Genomic DNA, 18,258 nt, shown 5'->3' with positions numbered 1-18,258 from the left:
TCGCGGGTTCGAGTCCCGTCCGTTCCGCCAGATTACAGAAGCCCTGACAGCAATGTCAGGGCTTTTCTGTTTTTACACTGCACAATCGCTCTGTATCATTATCATCCCCCGGTATTACCTCTCTTATCATTTTGATAATGCGTTGTGACCACACTCATACTTTATGTGAATAAATAATGTTCAGGTGCTGGCACATATCTTGCTGTTTGTTTTCCGTAACCGGTTGCGCGGCCGTCGCCGCTGTGCCGGTAAAAACAATAAAACCAATCACAGAGGTTGTATTTATGAAAACAAACACCGGGAGTGATGAAGTCAATGAAATGATGCCGATGCGGAAACTGTTTCCGTATGCTGTTCAGCATATTTTTGCCATGTTTACCGGCACCATTGCCGTGCCGATAGTGATTTCCCAGGTTCTGAAACTATCGCAGGAAGATACCACCCTGCTGATTGCCGCCGCGATTTTTGTCTCCGGCGTGGGGACACTTATCCAGTCACTGAGTATCACCAAATACGTCGGCGTCAGTCTGCCGCTGATCCTCGGCACCTCGTTTGTGGCGATGCCGCCGGTTTTTATTATCGCCTCGCGGTTCGGCGGGGGGCTTGAATCGCTGCCTTATGTCTTCGGCGGAACCCTGGCCTCCGGGGTGCTGCTGTTCTTCCTCGCGCCGCTGTACGGAAAAATCGCTTTCTTATTCAAACCGATAGTCATCGGCTGTTATCTTATAATGCTCGGTGTTTCCCTGCTGCCGGTTTCGTTTTCCGGCATTGTCGGCTATCCGGGGGATGCCTCCTACGGCGACCCGGCCGGTATTTTTCTCGGTGTGCTGACTATCACGGTGATTGTGCTGTTAAACCGCTTCGGTAAAGGTGCGTTGCGGGAAATGTCGATTCTTATCGGTCTGATCGTGGCCACCCTGGTAGCTGTGGTGATGGATATGGTCAATTTCGGCCCGGTGAGCAGCGCAGGGTGGTTTTCGTTTGTCCGTCCCGCCCATTACGGCATTCAGTTTGATCTGACCGCCATTATTCTGATGTTCCTCGGTACCTTTATGGCCACTCTGGATTCTGTCGGTACTTTCTCCACGGTCGGCCGCCTGTGTAACCGCTCTATGGAAGGTAATGCCCTGAACTCCCCGATGCGCGGGGAAGGGGTGGCGGTGACCATTTCCGGGCTGTTTAACTGTACGCCGCTGACCTCTTTTATTAACAATGCGGGGGTGATTATTATTTCCGGTGTGCGCAGCCGTTATGTAACCGCGTGCAGCGGCGTGATCCTGATTATCCTCAGTATTATTCCCAAATTCTCCGCAATTGCGACCATGATCCCCGCTTCGGTTTTCGGTGGTGCGACCCTGGTGATTTTTGCCTTTATTACGGTGGCGGGGATAGATACACTGACAAAATCTGTCGATATGACCAAAATGGGCAATATGATGGTGGTCGGGATTTCAGTCAGTGTCGGGCTGATGTTTAACGGTCAGGGGGAAGCCCTTTCTCAGCTGCCGGAAATGCTGCGGATTATTCTTTCCCAGGGCGTGATAGTGACCTTTGTTCTGGCTATCGTGCTGAATCTTTTATTCAATTTTGACAGTGTCGTCGGTAAAAAAGAGAAACCGTAATATCTTCGTCTGCCGGTAAGCGGAATTTTTCCGCTGCCGGCAGGAAACTCCCGCCATCCGCCGGATAAGCGCACAGAATGCGGTATTTCCGCTTGCTATTCATTGCGGTAATCGGGTTTAATAGGTCACTTCCGCTGTTGCGCAATACCTGGTGCTAAAACGATTTAGTCAGCGAAAATGCCGCCTGTGCGAAGTATTGTTTCTGTCCTCAGACACGCCTCGCCTGACGTCTCATTGTTGCCTTTTCAGCCCCGACCCTTTGCCTCTGACCGGTGATAAGGATTGCCATCCGTGCGCGGCACTGCGAAAATAGCCTGTATCTGCTTTTTATCCGAACCTGGAGTAGACAATGACCTCTCGTAAAACTCTTGCTAATGCGATTCGTTTCCTGAGCATGGACGCGGTGCAAAAGGCAAATTCCGGACACCCCGGCGCACCAATGGGCATGGCTGATATCGCGGAAGTACTGTGGCGCGACTATCTGAAGCACAACCCGGCCAATCCGCACTGGAGTGATCGTGACCGCTTTGTGCTGTCAAACGGCCACGGCTCAATGCTGATTTACAGCCTGCTGCACCTCACCGGCTATGATGTATCGATGGATGACTTAAAAGCCTTCCGTCAGCTGCATTCCAAAACCCCGGGTCACCCTGAATACGGCTACACACCGGGTGTGGAAACCACCACCGGCCCGTTAGGCCAGGGTATCGCAAACGCAGTCGGTTTTGCTGTTGCGGAACAGACACTGGCGGCGCAGTTCAACCGTCCGGGGCACGATATTGTTGATCATCACACCTACGTCTTTATGGGCGACGGCTGTATGATGGAAGGGATCTCCCACGAGGCCTGTTCTCTGGCCGGTACCCTGAAACTGGGTAAACTGGTTGCCTTCTATGATGACAACGGCATTTCCATCGACGGTAATGTTCAGGGCTGGTTCACTGACGATACCGCCAAACGCTTTGAAGCTTACGGCTGGCACGTCGTGCGCGGCATTGACGGTCACAACCCTGACCAGATCAAAGCAGCCGTTGAAGAAGCCAAAGCGGTTACTGACAAACCATCCCTGCTGATGTGCAAAACCGTTATCGGTTTCGGTTCACCGAAGAAAGCCGGTACTGCGGATGCACACGGTTCTCCGTTAGGTGATGCGGAAATCGCCGCTACCCGCGAAGCACTGAACTGGCCGTATGCGCCGTTCGAAATCCCGCAGGAAATCTATACTGAGTGGGATGCGAAGAAAACCGGTGCCGCTGCTGAGTCTGAGTGGGATGTGAAATTCGCTCACTACGAAAAAGCCTTCCCTGAACTGGCCCGTGAATACCGCCGCCGTGTAAACGGTGAGCTGCCTGCGCAGTGGGAAGCGGATGCAAATGCCTTCATTCAGAACCTCCAGGACAACCCGGCCAGCATTGCCAGCCGTAAAGCATCACAAAATGCACTGGAAGCGTTCGGTAAAGTACTGCCTGAGTTTATGGGCGGTTCCGCTGACCTGGCTCCGAGTAACCTGACCATGTGGTCCGGCTCAGCGCCAATCAATGAAGACAAAGCGGGTAACTACATTCACTACGGCGTGCGCGAGTTCGGCATGTCTGCCATCATGAACGGTATCGCCCTGCACGGCGGTTTCATTCCTTACGGCGCGACCTTCCTGATGTTCGTTGAATATGCCCGTAATGCGGTGCGTATGGCGGCACTGATGAAGATCCGCAGCATCTTCGTTTACACTCACGACTCTATCGGTCTGGGTGAAGACGGCCCGACTCACCAGCCGGTTGAGCAAATCGCCAGCCTGCGCGTGACACCAAACATGAGCACATGGCGTCCGTGTGACCAGGTGGAATCTGCGGTAGCCTGGAAATACGCGATTGAGCGTAAAAACGGCCCGACATCCCTGATCTTCTCCCGTCAGAATCTGGCACAGCAGCCGCGTACCGCGCAGCAGCTGGCAGATATCGAAAAAGGGGCGTATATCCTGAAAGATTGCGCAGGTCAGCCGGAAGTGATCCTGATTGCCACCGGTTCTGAAGTGGAACTGGCCGTGAAAGCATACGAGCAGCTGACAGCCGAAGGCCGTAAAGCGCGTGTGGTTTCCATGCCGTCCACCGATGCATTCGACAAACAGGATGCTGCTTACCGTGAATCTGTTCTGCCGTCAGCCGTGACCGCGCGTGTTGCTGTTGAAGCGGGTATTGCGGATTACTGGTTCAAATACACCGGTATGCAGGGTGCCATCGTCGGCATGCATTCATTCGGTGAATCTGCACCAGCCGGTCAGCTGTTCAGTGAATTTGGTTTCACTGTTGAAAACGTGGTTTCTCAGGCAAAAGCTCTGCTGAAATAATCTGCTGATACAGATTCTGAAAGCGCATTCCGGTTTTTTTGACCGAATGCGCTTTTTTTATATCTGCTTCTCTGACTGTCTTGCGATCTTTTTTCATTTAGCATAACCTGTCTTTATTGAGCTGAACCGTTTCAGTTTTGAGGGTGTACTGAATGTACCGCAGAGGATAAAAAAGATTGCGGTTTCTATGATAAATACCCCGTACAAAAACCCGTGAGTCCGTTATTCTTAGTCCGCTGATAATTTGGCTATTTCTGAGGATACTATGACGATAAAAATTGCAATCAACGGGTTTGGGCGAATCGGGCGGAGTGTGCTGCGGGCGTTGTATGAAACCGGGCGTAACACGCAGATTACCGTTGTTGCTATTAATGAGCTGGCGGATTCCGAAGGTATTGCACACTTACTTCAATATGACACAAGCCACGGACGCTTTTTTAAACCGGTACAGCTGAAAGAAAAAAATGTGCTGAAAGTTGGTGATGACACTATCCGCATCCTGCATGAAGCGGATATTCACCAGCTGCCCTGGAAGGAACTCGGTGTGGATGTGGTGCTGGACTGCAGCGGCGTGTACGGCTCCCGTGATGACGGGCTGGCACATATCGCCGGCGGCGCGAAAAAAGTGCTGTTTTCCCATCCCGGCGGTAATGACCTGGATGCCACTATTGTCTACGGCGTTAACCATGACACACTGACGGCGCAGGATAAAATTGTATCGAATGCGTCCTGTACCACCAACTGCATCATTCCGGTGATAAAATTACTGGATGAGGGATTCGGCATCGAGTCCGGTACAGTGACCACCATTCACGCGGCGATGAATGACCAGCCGGTGATTGATGCGTATCACAGTGATTTACGGCGCACGCGGGCGGCCGGGCACTCCATCATTCCGGTGGATACCAAACTGGCTGCGGGGATCCGGCGGATTTTCCCGAAATTTGAGGATCATTTTGAGGCGATTTCGGTCCGGGTGCCTACAATTAATGTGACGGCGATTGATTTGAGCGTCACCGTAAAAAGTAATGTCACCACGCAGGATGTAAACCGCCTTCTGCAAAACGCAGCGACGGGGGCATTTCGTGGTATAGTGGACTACACAGAGTTACCGTTAGTCTCGGCGGATTTTAACCATGATCCGCACAGTGCTATCGTTGACGGCACCCAGACCCGCGTCAGCGGACAGCATCTGATAAAAATGCTGGTCTGGTGCGATAACGAATGGGGCTTTGCGAACCGTATGCTGGATACCACTCTGGCAATGGCTGAGGCTGGTTTTCACTGAGGGACGGCGTGCCCCGGCAGAAAATTGAACACAATTTAACTGATAAGAGAATCAACAAGAGGATTCACCATGTCCGTAATTAAGATGACCGATCTGGATCTGGCGGGTAAACGTATTTTTATCCGTGCTGACCTGAACGTTCCTGTCAAAGATGGCAAAGTTACCTCTGATGCACGTATCCGTGCCTCGCTCCCGACAATCGAAGCCGCACTGAAACAGGGTGCCAAAGTCATGGTGACCTCTCACCTCGGCCGTCCGGTTGAAGGAGAATACAACGAAGAGTTTTCACTGAAACCGGTTGTTGATTATCTGGCAGATAAACTGAGCTGCCCGGTGCGCCTGGAAAAAGATTACCTCAATGGTCTGGAGCTGAACGCCGGTGAGCTGGTGGTGCTGGAAAACGTCCGCTTTAACAAAGGCGAGAAAAAAGACGACGAAACCCTGTCAAAACAGTATGCATCTCTGTGTGATATTTTCGTGATGGATGCATTCGGGACTGCACACCGCGCCCAGGCATCGACTCACGGCGTGGCAAAATTTGCCCCTGTCGCCTGTGCCGGTCCGCTGTTATGGGCGGAACTGGATGCACTCGGCAAAGCGCTGGATAACCCGGCACGCCCGATGGTGGCGATTGTCGGCGGTTCTAAAGTCTCCACCAAACTGACCGTACTGGATTCTCTGTCCAAAATCGCGGATCAGATCATCGTCGGCGGTGGTATCGCCAACACCTTTATCGCAGCGGAAGGGCACAATGTCGGCCGTTCACTGTATGAAGATGACCTGATTCCGGAAGCGAAAAAATTACTCAGCAGCTGTGATATCCCGGTACCGGTTGATGTCCGTGTGGCGACTGAGTTCTCAGAAACCGCAGAAGCGGTGCTGAAATCAGCCAATGACATCAAAGATGACGAGCAGGTACTGGATATCGGTGATGAATCCGCACTGCACCTGGCTGAAATCCTGAAAAATGCCAAAACCATTCTGTGGAATGGCCCGGTCGGCGTGTTTGAGTTCCCGAACTTCCGTAAAGGGACTGAAATCGTGGCTAACGCCATTGCTGACAGTGACGCATTCTCTATCGCAGGCGGCGGTGATACCCTGGCTGCTATCGATTTATTCGGCATTGCTGACAAAATCTCTTACATCTCTACCGGCGGCGGCGCATTCCTGGAATTCGTCGAAGGCAAAAAACTGCCTGCCGTTGTCATGCTCGAAGAACGTGCAAAACAGTAACAGTCATAATCAGATGACAATAACGGGCGGTGTGAGCTGCCCGTGACAACTTCCGAAAGACCAATACAGGAAATTTGACATGTCTAAAGTTTTTGATTTTGTAAAACCCGGTGTCGTCACTGGCGATGATGTTCAGAAAATCTTTGCGGTAGCCAAAGAGAATAATTTTGCACTGCCAGCGGTAAACTGCGTCGGGACAGACTCGATCAACGCCGTATTGGAAGCGGCGGCTAAAGTCCGTGCGCCTGTTATTGTTCAGTTCTCAAACGGCGGTGCCGCATTTATCGCCGGTAAAGGTTTCAAAGGCGAAGGCCAGCAGTCCGCTGTTCTGGGTGCTATTTCCGGTGCGCATCATGTGCATCAGATGGCGGAACATTACGGCGTACCGGTCATTCTGCACACTGACCACTGCGCGAAGAAATTACTGCCGTGGTTAGACGGCCTGCTGGATGCCGGTGAAAAACACTTTGCCGCAACCGGTAAACCACTGTTCTCTTCTCACATGATCGACCTGTCAGAAGAGTCACTGGAAGAAAACATTGAGATTTGCAGCAAATACCTGACCCGTATGGCGAAAATCGGTATGACCCTGGAAATCGAACTGGGTTGCACCGGTGGTGAGGAAGACGGCGTGGATAACTCCCACCTCGATAACTCCGCGCTGTACACCCAGCCGGAAGACGTGGCGTATGCCTATGAAAAACTGAATGCCATCAGCCCGCGTTTCACTATCGCGGCATCATTCGGTAACGTGCACGGCGTTTACAAGCCGGGTAACGTGCAGTTAACGCCGAAAATTCTGCGTAACTCTCAGGACTACGTCTCTGAGAAATATAACCTGCCGCACAACAGCCTGAATTTCGTTTTCCACGGCGGTTCCGGCTCTACTGCGGAAGAAATCAAAGAAGCAGTGGGTTACGGTGTGGTGAAAATGAATATCGATACCGATACTCAGTGGGCGACCTGGGAAGGTATCCTGCACTACTACCAGAAAAATGAAGGTTATCTGCAGGGCCAACTGGGCAACCCGGAAGGCGAAGACAAGCCGAACAAAAAATACTATGACCCGCGTGCATGGTTACGTGCCGGTCAGCAGACAATGATCGAACGTCTGGAAAAAGCATTCAAAGAACTGAACTGCGTTAACGTTCTGTAATTTGTTGCGTGAATAATAAAATCGCCCGGTATTGCCGGGCGATTTTTTTTACGGATTATTTTTTCTGCTGGCTTTCATTCCGCCGGATTATCGATTCAATTAACTCATCGATATGAAGATTGACCAGCATCTCTACCGCGTCACTGCGGGTTTTGCCGGAGAGCATGGATAAATGCGCTATTTTCCGGACGGTTGTGCCGGTCAGTGACAGCGAAACTGCCTTCTTCTTCTCTTTATCCAGTGACACTTTCCCGCTGTAATACACCGATTTCTGACCGTTATGGTTTTCCAGCTCTTCGCTCATCTTTTTCAGTGTTTTGCGATCCAGTGTGCCGGAGTCAGTCATTTCATAGGTATGTGAGGCTTTGCGGTAGCGGATTTCCGCTGACCAGGTATCACGTAACTCTTTGAAAGTACGGGTCAGAGTTGCCTCTGAGCAGCGGAGTGTCGCCAGGATTTCATCTGACGGAACCGGTTTTCCGGTACCGAGCAGGGTTGCCAGGGTGAATAAACGAACCTGTCGTGTGCTTAATTGCATAGTCTGGGGACACCTGTATAAAAACAAAGAGACAAAGCCGCTGTTATGCCGGAAACGGCTGTTCCGCATAACAGTTCTATTTAATCAGCTGATCAGGATATATCAAGGCATTCAGATATAATAGTGCAGGATATTCAGTCTGATGATATTTCTGTCCTCAGTTTCACCCGTTTTGTGTTTTAAACGGCTGTCCGTCTGTTTTCCGCTGTGCGATCCCGTACACCCGTGCACGGGCCAGAATGGCAGATGCCCAGCGCCGGTGTGTCGCCGGTTCACACATAGCCCCCTGTGACTTGAATACTGCCTGTGTGGAGTTGAGGATCCGCAGTGCATCCGCGTGCTCATCAGCGGAGACCCGCAGCGCCTGCTCAATCACTGCCACCTGATTCGGGTGGATAGCAGTTTTACCCACCAGTCCGTGAGCGATATCCAGCGCCAGTTCCCGTGTCATGACATCGTGATCATCAATATGCTCGCAGACCGGTGCGGTCATGGCGAAATCGTGCGGGGCGAAAACAGAGACCAGCATTTTAATCACATAACCCATCGGGCCGTCATACAGGGTGAGATGACGCGGGCGGCGCAGGGAAATCACATTCATCAGATCATTGCCGCCGATACGCAGTGCGATGATTTTGTCATGGCAGGGATGGGATTTAAGTACCTGCGCCAGTTCCCGCATCTGCACCACATCACAGACTTCTTCTGTTTCCAGGGTCGGCATCATACACAGCGGGGTGTTTTTCACCACCAGCCACCAGACCGGCAGCGTTTTCTGTGTGAACTTAGGCAGCACCAGCCCGTCAACGGCACTGAGATCGCAGTCCTCGCGCAGCCACAATCCCATTTCCGGGTGACGCGGACGGATAAACACCAGCGGCCAGTTCTGGTTTCCGGCACGCTGTTTTTCCGCTGTCAGCGCGGCCAGAATACCCTGTAAATTATTCAGTGCCTGCGGGATATCCGCCTCACTGACCGCATCTTCCAGACAGATAATCAGTGAACGCAGCCCGCTGATTTTATTGCGGATAATCGCATCCGTGATATCGGTGCGGGTGGCGGGCATATAGAGTGAGGCCCCTAAATTCCACGGGGAGAGACGTCGGGTCATGGTGATACCTTCCTGATAATAGTGACGGCGCGGTACTGCCCGAGGGCATCGCCGGCTTCCGTGATAGTGATCCCTTTCTGACGGGCGAGATAAAGCAGCAATTCCACATCCGGCTCTGTGCAGTCGCGCACAAAGACGTGATCCGGCACCCGGCGCAGGACAGCACGGGTGGCTTCGGCAATGCCGGGTTTGATTCTGTTCAGATCGGTGACACCGCAGCGTTCAGCCAGTGCGGTGATCACCGCGCGGCTTTTTTTCCGCAGTGCGGTTTTAGTGTCAGGATCCGGAAAGGCTGCAGCCGGAACCGCAGTTTCCTGACGGCGCAGGGCAGCAACGGTATCGGTGAGTGTCCGGCTGCACTCATAAGGTTGTAAGTGCTCACAATGCACACAGCCGTGCGGGCCGGTCTCCGACCAGACAGAGCGGGAGATAAGCCCGGAAACCGGCGCCCCCATAATCCCGGAGGGGATCAGCCAGTCATCATCCGCAGCGGAGAGCCAGGCGCATCCGGCAGGATCAGCCAGCACCACCAGACACGGATCGGCCGGGTAGCCGGGTCTGTCTTTCAGGGAGCGGATCAGTTCACCGGTGATGGCGCCTTTACCTGTCCAGCCGTCAACAAACACAATACCGGCGGTGCCGTGATGGTGTTCGATCCACTCCAGCGCCGCCGTATCAATACCGCGATCGCGGATAATACTGATGCCGTAATGGTGTGAGATTTTTCCCGCATCACGCAGCGCCTGATGCAGCATCACCCCTAACGGCACACCGGCGCGGACCAGGCTGACCAGCACAACCGGCTGATCTGCAAAATAGTCACCCAGTGTACGGGCGAGGGCGTTCACATCCCGCGCCAGACGCGGTGCACCTTTTTTCAGTGCGCGGTTAAACAGATCAAGATGCCAGTCTGTGGGAGCGGGCTCCTGGCTGAGCATATCGGAATAGTGTTTCTGTCCGGACTGAATAAGCTGCTCTTTCAGTTCCACCGGGGTCATATCAATGGTGACCGGCCGGAGCAGAAACTGCACATCATCCGGCAGATAACTGCCTGAGAACGGCAGGAAATTATACATCGGATACCTCACTGAAAATCCGGGCGGCGACTGCCTCCGCAAACTGACTGCGGGACGGCATCCCGAACCAGGTACAGTGTTTCATAAAGCGGTAATCACTCAAGCTGTCGCCGAGGCCGATAACCGGAAAGGTGCCGCGCTCTGCCCGTAATAACGTCAGCAGGTACGTAACAGCATGGCCTTTTTCTACCGGATCCGGCAGCCAGGCGATATTGTTGCCGTTGCGGTGGATGTAAAATCCGTCTGCCGGAAACTGTTGTTCAATCTCTGCGGCAACGGCATAGAGTTCCGCTGTGCGGGTACTGTCAGTGTGTTTCATCACCAGATAGACCGGCACATCATCGTATTCATAATTAATGCGCGCCCATGCATCAATACCGCGCTCTGTCATCCGCTCAGTACAAAACTGCTGAAGTGACAACAGCCGTTCACAGTAAGGGCCGAGGGCGGTCAGCATTTCAGACTGCCAGCCGGGTTCCGGCGAACCGTCCGGTCGCAGGATCACCGCGCCGTGCGTGGTTATCGCATAAGAGCGGAACGGGATAGTGACGCGGCGGAGTTCCTCCGTACCGCGTGCCGTAACCGGAATGAGATCGGCATGCGCCAGCAGCCAGTCTGTCAGCATGGCCTGTTCTTCCGTCATAAAACTGCGCGGTTGTAATGTGCGGTCAACCGCACCGGCGCGAAACGGCGTAAGTGCCTGCTCCTGTGTCATTTTGCGTTTTGTCTGGAACAGGGTGTCATCCAGGTCGCTCAGGATCACCGGTTTAGTCGTCATAAATCACCTCCGTCAGCGGCGCACAGCGGGCCAGCGCCTGTAATAACTGCGGATCAAACGCCGCCGGATCCGTTTCTGTGCACAGCAGAATGCGGTCAAATGACTGATGTGCCACATTGTAGAGATAATTGGGGATCCCCAGCCCGTAGTTATCCGTGAAGGAAATAACGGATTCAATGGCACCGCCCGGGGCTATCGGGGAGCGGGTCAGGGCGCTGAATTTTACATCCGCTCCGGCCTCTGCCAGCCGTTCGGCCAGCAGGAACGGCTGCCAGACAAACTCCCCGGAGCCGAGCACCAGGAGCCGCTCACCGGGTGCGGTCGTCACCGTACTGCCAAAACCGGTGTGCGGATCATGCAGACCGAGCCGCACCCGCGTCAGCGGACGGCGGATTGGCACGGCTCCCGCAGCGCTGACATTCACATCCGGCATCTCCGGCAGGGCCGCATCCGGATCAGCTTCCCAGCGCCAGCTGCCGCTGATCAGAGAGACATGCCGCAACGGCAGCCCGTGCTGAACAGTGGCCGGATCCTCACGCCAGTCCGTCAGTGTGACAGTCACAACCTGTTGTAAATCAGGCAGCTGACCGCTTTCATGCAATGCAGTCAGCAAATTGGTAAACGTATTGCCGGTGGTCGCTTCATCATCTGCCAGCACCAGGGTTTTTGCCTGTTGCAGCCGGGTTTTCAGCTGCGGATCGGCCGGGAAATAGAGCAGATGATCCGTGGCGTGGCTGTGATTTTCTTTAAATTCACACAGCAGTTCACCGTCCGCCGGATGGCGGGTGGAAGAGAGATACAGGGATTCCGGGTACTGACGGCGGATTTCGCTGTATACGCCGGCTCCCAGACCGACAGCGGTTTCCGCCATACCGATAACCAGCAGCGGCTGCGGCAGATCCTGCGGAAACTGCTCACTGAGGCGGCGGTAAACACCGCGCATGATTTCCGGCTCGACCGGGATATGACGGCCCAGCACTTTGCTGACAAACAGAAATGCCCGTTTCGGGTTACGCCGCTCCGCAATCCCGAACAGGGCGTTCAGGGTTTCCGGGCTGGCGTCGCTGCGGACTTCCAGCGTGCCGGTGGTCAGGGTGAACCGGTGGTGACTGGGACGGGAAAAACCGGGCATAGTGACCTCAGTGTATTGCATTGTTCAGGGAAGACGGGTAGCTGACGGCTTCGGTCAGCGGGCGGACAATTGCCGGACGGAATGCAGTGCGGTTATATTCTCTGACCTCATCCGCACTGAGCAGCCCGGTACTGTACAGGGCAAACAGGCCCGGCAGATTCACGCCGCTCAGCGCGGTATAACCGATACCACCGGACGGCCGCATATTGATTTCCAGCAGCAGCGGCTGCCCGTGATGGTCATGGCGGGTCTGCACATTCACCAGTCCGTCGGCTTTCATCACCCGCGCACAGGCGCAGGCCAGCTCAAATGCAGCACCGTCATGTTCAAGGTATTGCAGGGAGCCTTCTTTGCGCCGTGCAACAGCAGCCAGCACCTCACCGTTATCCGCCAGAATATCCACGGAATACTCCGGGCCGGGCAAATAAGGCATCAGTACCTGCGCGGGGCATTTGTCAGCGCTTTCAAGGGCGGACAAATACTGCTGCGGTGTGGTGATCCGCCGTTCAGGGTTTGTGAACATGGCCATCGGCTGTGCGTTGTCATCAAACTGCCAGAAACCGGAACCGTAAATACCCTGAACCGGTTTAATACACAGCGGCAGCCCCGGAAACGGGGAATGAGCGAGTGCATCACGCAATTGCGCCGCAGAGGTAATCTGCACAGAAGGCACAACCGGCAGGCCGTGTGATGCCATCTCAGCAGCAAAGCGGACTTTATCATCCGCCACGGCGTAATCAGACAGAGAGGCGACACCGGTTATCAGCCGGGGGCCGGAAGCCGTGATAGTGTTTCTGTGCGTTTCAAACCACGGGATATTCCGCCCGGCGTGGATTACCTGAATACCGTATTTCTCCGTAACAGACAGGATAAACGCCAGCCGCTCATTTTCATCAGCCGGTTCAGTCAGGGAAAAATCCGCCTCTGACAGGATCTCATGGCGGGGCTGCCGGTGAGAGGCATAAATCGTGAGATCAACCTGTAATGTCTGCGCGAACAGCCTGATATTCCGGATCAAATCACGCTGGGAAGAGAGCCCTTCCGTCAGCCAGATCGCATGCACCATTATTGTTTATTCCTGTTCTGTTTTATCCGATAGATTAGGAGCGAGTTTATTTAGGATTAATCAACATGTCAATCATATTATGATTATGTTTAAATTGACAATCTACTGACTAAACCTGACATTTCCTGTAACTATTAATGTCATCATTTATGTTTTAACTATATGTTTAGATTGTATTATTAATTTAATGTGAAATATATCTTGCCAAAGAACTCCGTCATGATATGATTTTTTAAAATTCATTATCACCAGCACCTGTTGCCGGGTTTTATCTCCCGTTTAAGGAATGAAAATATGGTTTCATTGACGAAGAATCAGACGGTATCTCTCAGCAAGGCATCTGCCGCATTAAATCAGCTGCATTTCGGTCTCGGCTGGGATCCTGTTCAGAAAAAGAAAGGTTTTCTCGGTTCGCTGTTCGGCGGCGGTAACGACTCCATTGATCTGGATGCCAGCTGCATCCTGCTGGATAAAGACGGCCGTATTCTCGACACCATCTGGTTCCGCAAACTGAAATCAGACTGTAAATCCGTGATCCATGAAGGGGATAACCTGACCGGTGAGGGTGACGGAGATGATGAAGTGATCCGCGTGGACCTGAACCGTCTGCCGCAGAATACCGAATATCTGGCCTTTACGGTGAACAGCTTCCGTGGTCAGACATTTAACGATGTGGAAAATGCCTTCTGCCGTGTACTGGATCAGAGCGGTAAAGAGCTGGTGCGTTATCAGCTGAATGAACAGGGCTCACACACCGGTATCGTGATCGCCTCTCTGTGCCGCCGCGGCGGTGAGTGGAACTTTACCGCCCACGGTGCTGCATGCCGCGGCCGCACGATTGACGACATGTCTTCCGACATAGTCAGTACGGTGGTGCGCTGATGAACATGACGCCCGGGGCGAATGCGCCCGTACCGCTGAAAACACTGCGGATTACGGTGCTGTCCGGTGCGGCGGCGGATGCCTCTGCGTTCCGTCTGTATGCTGACGGCAAAGTACAGGGCGATCCGGACATGGTCTTCTACGGCCAGCCGCAGAATGATGACAACACCATCAGCTGGCAGCAGAACGGCAACAATACCGTCTTTACGGCGGATGTCAGCCGTCTGCGTCAGGATGTGCAGAAAGTTGCGTTTGTGGTCACCTGTGACGGCGGGCAGACTGTTGCCGGTCTGCGCAGCCTGGAAGTTCAGGTTGAGGCGGATCATGAAAAACTGCTCAGCGGCATTGTGGACACCGCCGGTCGTCAGGAAGCGGCACTGATCCTCGGTGAACTGTACCGCCGTAATAATGAGTGGAAATTCCGCTTTGTTGCCCAGGGCTTCAACGGCGGACTGAAACCGCTGGCGGAGCACTTCGGGGTGGATGTGGCGGCAGAGTCCGCACCGGCAGCAGCGCCTGCACCAAAACCGGCAGAAAGTAAAATCAGTTTAAGCAAGATATCGCTGAGCAAAGAAAAGCCGTCAATCAGTCTGAGCAAGCGGGATAACTTCGGTGAAATCCGCATTAATCTGAACTGGCACCGGGACACTCAGAGCAGCAACTCCGGGGGCTTCCTCAGCAATGTGTTCGGTGGCGGCAACAAGGGGATTGACCTGGATCTGGGCGCATTCGTTGAGTTACAGAATGGTCAGAAATCGGTGATTCAGGCGCTGGGTAATGCATTTGGTGATTACCGGCGTGAACCCTTTATTCAGCTGCAGGGCGATGATCGTACCGGCGCGGTTTCAGAAGGTGAGTGGCTGCATATCAACGGCGGCGAGTGGAAACACATCCGCCAAATTCTCATCTACGCCTTTATTTATCAGGGCGTACCGAGCTGGGACAAAACAGATGGCGTGGTGACGGTCTTTGTACCGGAGCAGCCGCCGGTGGAAACCCGGCTGACAGAAGGGGACGACCGCCGCACCATGTGCGCGATTGCCCGCCTGGTCAATGAGAACGGGGCGATAAAAGTCGAACGCCTTAACCGTTTCTTTAAAAATCAAAGCGATATGGATGAAGCATTCGGGTGGGGTTTCCGCTGGAAAGCCGGCTCGAAATAATTTAAGTGAGGATACAGCAATGAGTATACTTAACCGGGTCAAAAGTGCGTTTAATTCAGGCCGCGAAGAGCTGACAAAACAGGTCAGCCGTTTCAGAAACCGTAAGTTTATGGAAGGTACAATCGCTGTCTGTGCCCGTATTGCGGTTTCCAGTGACGGGGTCAGTGCGGAAGAAAAACAGAAAATGATCGGTTTTCTGAAATCCTCTGAAGAACTGAAAGTATTTGAAACCGAAGAAGTCATTACATTTTTCAACAAATTGGTCACCAGTTTCGATTTCGACATGGAAATCGGCAAAGGTGAAACCATGAAATATATCCTGGCGCTGAAGGATCAGCCGGAAGCAGCGCAGTTAGCGGTGCGTGTCGGGATTGCAGTCGCGAAGAGTGACGGTAACTTCGATCAGGATGAGCAGAAAGCAGTAAAAGAGATCGCCGCTGCTCTGGGGTTTGACCCGGCAGAGTTCGGTCTCTGATTTTTATACCTAAGGGTTAATTATGGAATCAACACATATCGGTTTTCCGATGGAAACAGTCACCGTTTTCGTCATCCTCGCAATCGGTGCGATTTTTATTGATTTGTTTATGCACCGGGGCGATAAGCCGGTTTCACTGAAAAATGCGGCAATCTGGTCTGTTTTCTGGGTGGCTGTGGCAATGGGTTTTGCCGGGTTTCTCTATATCCACCACGGTTCGGAAGTTGCGAGCCTGTTCGTCACCGGTTATGCGCTTGAGAAAGTGCTGTCGGTCGACAACCTGTTTGTGATGATGGCGATTTTCTCCTGGTTCTCGGTTCCGGATCGTTTCCGCCACCGGGTGCTGTACTGGGGCATTATCGGGGCTATCGTTTTCCGCGGGATTTTCGTGGCGATAGGTACCGGTCTGCTGAGCCTGGGGCCGTATGTGGAAGTGATTTTCGCCCTGATCGTCGCCTGGACCGCTGTCATGATGCTGCGTAACCGCGAAGAGAAGGAAGAGATTGAAGATTACTCGCAGCACATTGCTTACCGGATGGTGAAAAAACTGTTCCCGATCTGGCCGAAACTGAGCGGACACGCCTTCCTGCTGACCCAGAAAGAAGTGGATGCCGAACTGGCAAAACCGGAGAACAAAGACGTCACTATCGGACGCGGTAAAAAAGCCGCTCTGTATGCCACACCGCTGATGCTGTGTGTGGCCGTGGTGGAACTGTCCGATGTGATGTTTGCGTTTGACTCCGTACCGGCGATTATCGCGGTGAGCCGTGAGCCGCTGATTGTTTACAGCGCCATGATGTTCGCGATCCTCGGCCTGCGTACCCTGTATTTTGTCCTGGAAGCACTGAAGCAGTATCTGGTTCACCTGGAAAAAGCGGTTATTGCGTTACTGTTCTTTATCGCGGTGAAACTGGGTCTGAATGCGACAGACAGCCTCTGGGGTCACGGATTACATATTTCGGCCACCAGCAGCTTGTTCGTGGTGCTCGGGGTCCTGGCACTGGGTATTGTCGCCAGCTTTGTTTTCCCGGAAAAAACGGAAAGTGCGGATAAGTAATTATCCGCCACCCGTCACTGATTTAACTAAGGAGTAAGTGAAATGAGCGTTTCTCTTTCTAAAGGTGGTAACGTGTCGCTGAGCAAAACAGCCCCTTCAATGAAAAACGTCCTGATTGGCTTAGGCTGGGATGTTCGTTCCACAGATGGTCAGGATTTCGACCTTGATGCCTCTGCCTTTCTGCTGACCGCCGCCGGTAAAGTGCGTGGCGATGCAGACTTTATTTTCTATAACAACCTGCGTTCATCTGACGGTTCAGTCACCCATACCGGCGACAACCGCACCGGCCAGGGCGATGGTGATGATGAATCCCTGATCATCAAACTGGATATGATTCCGGCGGAGATCGACAAAATCATCTTCGTGGTCACTATCCATGACGCGCAGACCCGCCGTCAGAGTTTCGGCCAGGTATCCGGCGCATTTATCCGCCTGGTCAATGATGATACCAATACCGAAATCGCCCGTTATGACCTGACTGAGGATGCCTCCACTGAAACCGCGATGCTGTTCGGTGAACTCTATCGTCACGGAGCCGAGTGGAAATTCCGTGCCGTCGGCCAGGGTTATGCCGGTGGTCTGTCATCAGTCTGTGCACAGTACGGTATCAACGCGTCCTGAGTATTTTTTTTCAGCGGGCTGATAACCAGCCCTCTTTATAATCCGCAGCAGGAGTCCGAAAATGGCAGTTTCTCTTACAAAAGGTGGTAACGTCTCCCTGACCAAAGAAGCCCCGTCAATGAGCGTGGCGATGGTTGGTCTGGGCTGGGATGCGCGTGTGACTGATGGTCAGGATTTTGACCTCGACGCATCTGTATTTATGGTGGGTGATGACGGAAAAGTATTATCCGACAGCCATTTCATCTTCTTTAATAACAAAACCAGCCCGTGCGGCGCGGTGGAGCACCAGGGCGACAACCGCACCGGTGAAGGCGACGGTGATGATGAGCAGGTTAAAATCAGCCTGAACACCCTTCCGGCAGATGTGAAAAAACTGGTCTTCTCCGTCACGATTTATGATGCGGAAGCACGTAAACAGAACTTCGGTATGGTCAGCAACAGCTTCATCCGTATCTGTAACAATGATAACGGCAGTGAAATTGCCCGTTTCGACCTGTCTGAAGATGCATCAACAGAAACCGCGATGGTCTTCGGTGAGTTGTACCGTCACGGTACAGAGTGGAAATTCAAAGCCGTCGGCCAGGGCTTCGCCGGTGGTCTGTCTGCATTAGCATCTCAGCACGGTGTTAATATTTAATTATTGATATCAGCTGGTTGCCGTAAAAAATGCCCTGTCCGTCACGGACAGGGCATGCTGCGTTTACAAATCCGGCCGG

General features: G+C 53.1%; 17 protein-coding genes. 11 read left to right on the top strand and 6 right to left on the bottom strand.

The annotated features are described in order from the left end of the window. The first annotated feature begins 284 nt into the window (after positions 1-284). The 5 genes from HMPREF3119_RS02905 to fbaA all read left to right on the top strand — a co-directional run bounded on the left by HMPREF3119_RS02905 (position 285) and on the right by fbaA (position 7,643). Positions 285-1,622 carry a uracil-xanthine permease family protein gene (locus HMPREF3119_RS02905; RefSeq protein ID WP_070578374.1) on the top strand — a complete coding sequence of 446 codons (1,338 nt, stop codon included), beginning with the start codon at positions 285-287 and terminating at the stop codon, positions 1,620-1,622. A 349-nt stretch (positions 1,623-1,971) separates the two neighbouring features. Beyond that, positions 1,972-3,966, top strand: coding sequence for a transketolase (tkt, locus tag HMPREF3119_RS02900; protein WP_015422500.1), 1,995 nt, complete (start codon positions 1,972-1,974; stop codon positions 3,964-3,966). Between the two features lie 265 nt (positions 3,967-4,231). After that, positions 4,232-5,254, top strand: coding sequence for an erythrose-4-phosphate dehydrogenase (gene epd, locus HMPREF3119_RS02895; RefSeq protein WP_004235945.1), 1,023 nt, complete (start codon positions 4,232-4,234; stop codon positions 5,252-5,254). Between the two features lie 69 nt (positions 5,255-5,323). Further along, positions 5,324-6,487 (top strand): phosphoglycerate kinase, encoded by a 1,164-nt coding sequence (gene pgk, locus HMPREF3119_RS02890; RefSeq protein ID WP_004238864.1) that lies wholly within the window; start codon positions 5,324-5,326, stop codon positions 6,485-6,487. A gap of 79 nt (positions 6,488-6,566) precedes the next feature. Beyond that, entirely contained in the window at positions 6,567-7,643 is a 1,077-nt protein-coding gene (gene fbaA, locus HMPREF3119_RS02885) for a class II fructose-bisphosphate aldolase (protein ID WP_024472706.1), read from the top strand. Positions 7,644-7,698: 55 nt separating this feature from the next. On the opposite strand, the gene HMPREF3119_RS02880 is transcribed toward fbaA, so the two are convergent. The 6 genes from HMPREF3119_RS02880 to HMPREF3119_RS02855 form a co-directional block, all read right to left on the bottom strand. Next, positions 7,699-8,181, bottom strand: coding sequence for a hypothetical protein (locus HMPREF3119_RS02880; protein WP_004235942.1), 483 nt, complete (start codon positions 8,179-8,181; stop codon positions 7,699-7,701). Between the two features lie 163 nt (positions 8,182-8,344). Next, complete coding sequence (locus tag HMPREF3119_RS02875) at positions 8,345-9,292, bottom strand: HpcH/HpaI aldolase/citrate lyase family protein (RefSeq protein WP_070578371.1); 948 nt, start codon at positions 9,290-9,292, stop codon at positions 8,345-8,347. Next, positions 9,289-10,368, bottom strand: a complete 1,080-nt coding sequence (locus HMPREF3119_RS02870; protein ID WP_070578369.1) for a cysteine protease StiP family protein — start codon at positions 10,366-10,368, stop codon at positions 9,289-9,291. Before HMPREF3119_RS02870 ends, HMPREF3119_RS02875 begins: the two co-directional genes overlap by 4 nt. Then, positions 10,361-11,146 carry an HAD family hydrolase gene (locus tag HMPREF3119_RS02865; protein ID WP_004238860.1) on the bottom strand — a complete coding sequence of 262 codons (786 nt, stop codon included), beginning with the start codon at positions 11,144-11,146 and terminating at the stop codon, positions 10,361-10,363. The genes HMPREF3119_RS02870 and HMPREF3119_RS02865 overlap by 8 nt, the downstream gene beginning before the upstream one ends. After that, the gene (locus tag HMPREF3119_RS02860) at positions 11,136-12,278 is read right to left on the bottom strand and encodes a phosphoribosyltransferase domain-containing protein (protein ID WP_070578366.1); all 1,143 of its coding nucleotides are present in this window, start codon (positions 12,276-12,278) and stop codon (positions 11,136-11,138) included. The genes HMPREF3119_RS02865 and HMPREF3119_RS02860 overlap by 11 nt, the downstream gene beginning before the upstream one ends. A 7-nt stretch (positions 12,279-12,285) precedes the next feature. Then, entirely contained in the window at positions 12,286-13,344 is a 1,059-nt protein-coding gene (locus HMPREF3119_RS02855; RefSeq protein ID WP_070578363.1) for an ATP-grasp domain-containing protein, read from the bottom strand. Between the two features lie 294 nt (positions 13,345-13,638). On the opposite strand from HMPREF3119_RS02855, the gene HMPREF3119_RS02850 reads away from it, so the two are divergent. The 6 genes from HMPREF3119_RS02850 to HMPREF3119_RS02825 all read left to right on the top strand — a co-directional run bounded on the left by HMPREF3119_RS02850 (position 13,639) and on the right by HMPREF3119_RS02825 (position 18,179). Then, positions 13,639-14,226 (top strand): TerD family protein, encoded by a 588-nt coding sequence (locus HMPREF3119_RS02850; RefSeq protein WP_070578360.1) that lies wholly within the window; start codon positions 13,639-13,641, stop codon positions 14,224-14,226. Then, entirely contained in the window at positions 14,226-15,389 is a 1,164-nt protein-coding gene (locus HMPREF3119_RS02845; RefSeq protein WP_004235934.1) for a TerD family protein, read from the top strand. The genes HMPREF3119_RS02850 and HMPREF3119_RS02845 overlap by 1 nt, the downstream gene beginning before the upstream one ends. 19 nt (positions 15,390-15,408) lie before the next feature. Further along, the gene (locus HMPREF3119_RS02840) at positions 15,409-15,864 is read left to right on the top strand and encodes a tellurite resistance TerB family protein (protein WP_004235933.1); all 456 of its coding nucleotides are present in this window, start codon (positions 15,409-15,411) and stop codon (positions 15,862-15,864) included. A 22-nt stretch (positions 15,865-15,886) separates the two neighbouring features. Beyond that, positions 15,887-16,921, top strand: a complete 1,035-nt coding sequence (locus HMPREF3119_RS02835) for a TerC/Alx family metal homeostasis membrane protein (RefSeq protein ID WP_036418001.1) — start codon at positions 15,887-15,889, stop codon at positions 16,919-16,921. 42 nt (positions 16,922-16,963) lie between these two features. Continuing rightward, entirely contained in the window at positions 16,964-17,542 is a 579-nt protein-coding gene (locus HMPREF3119_RS02830; protein ID WP_070578358.1) for a TerD family protein, read from the top strand. Between the two features lie 61 nt (positions 17,543-17,603). Next, a complete protein-coding gene (locus HMPREF3119_RS02825) occupies positions 17,604-18,179 on the top strand; it encodes a TerD family protein (RefSeq protein WP_004235930.1) in 576 nt (191 codons plus the stop codon). Positions 18,180-18,258: the final 79 nt, after the last annotated feature.

The organism is Morganella sp. HMSC11D09, from assembly GCF_001807955.1.
Classification (GTDB): Bacteria; Pseudomonadota; Gammaproteobacteria; order Enterobacterales; family Enterobacteriaceae; genus Morganella; species Morganella morganii.
This window is presented reverse-complemented; position numbering and strand designations above follow the sequence as displayed.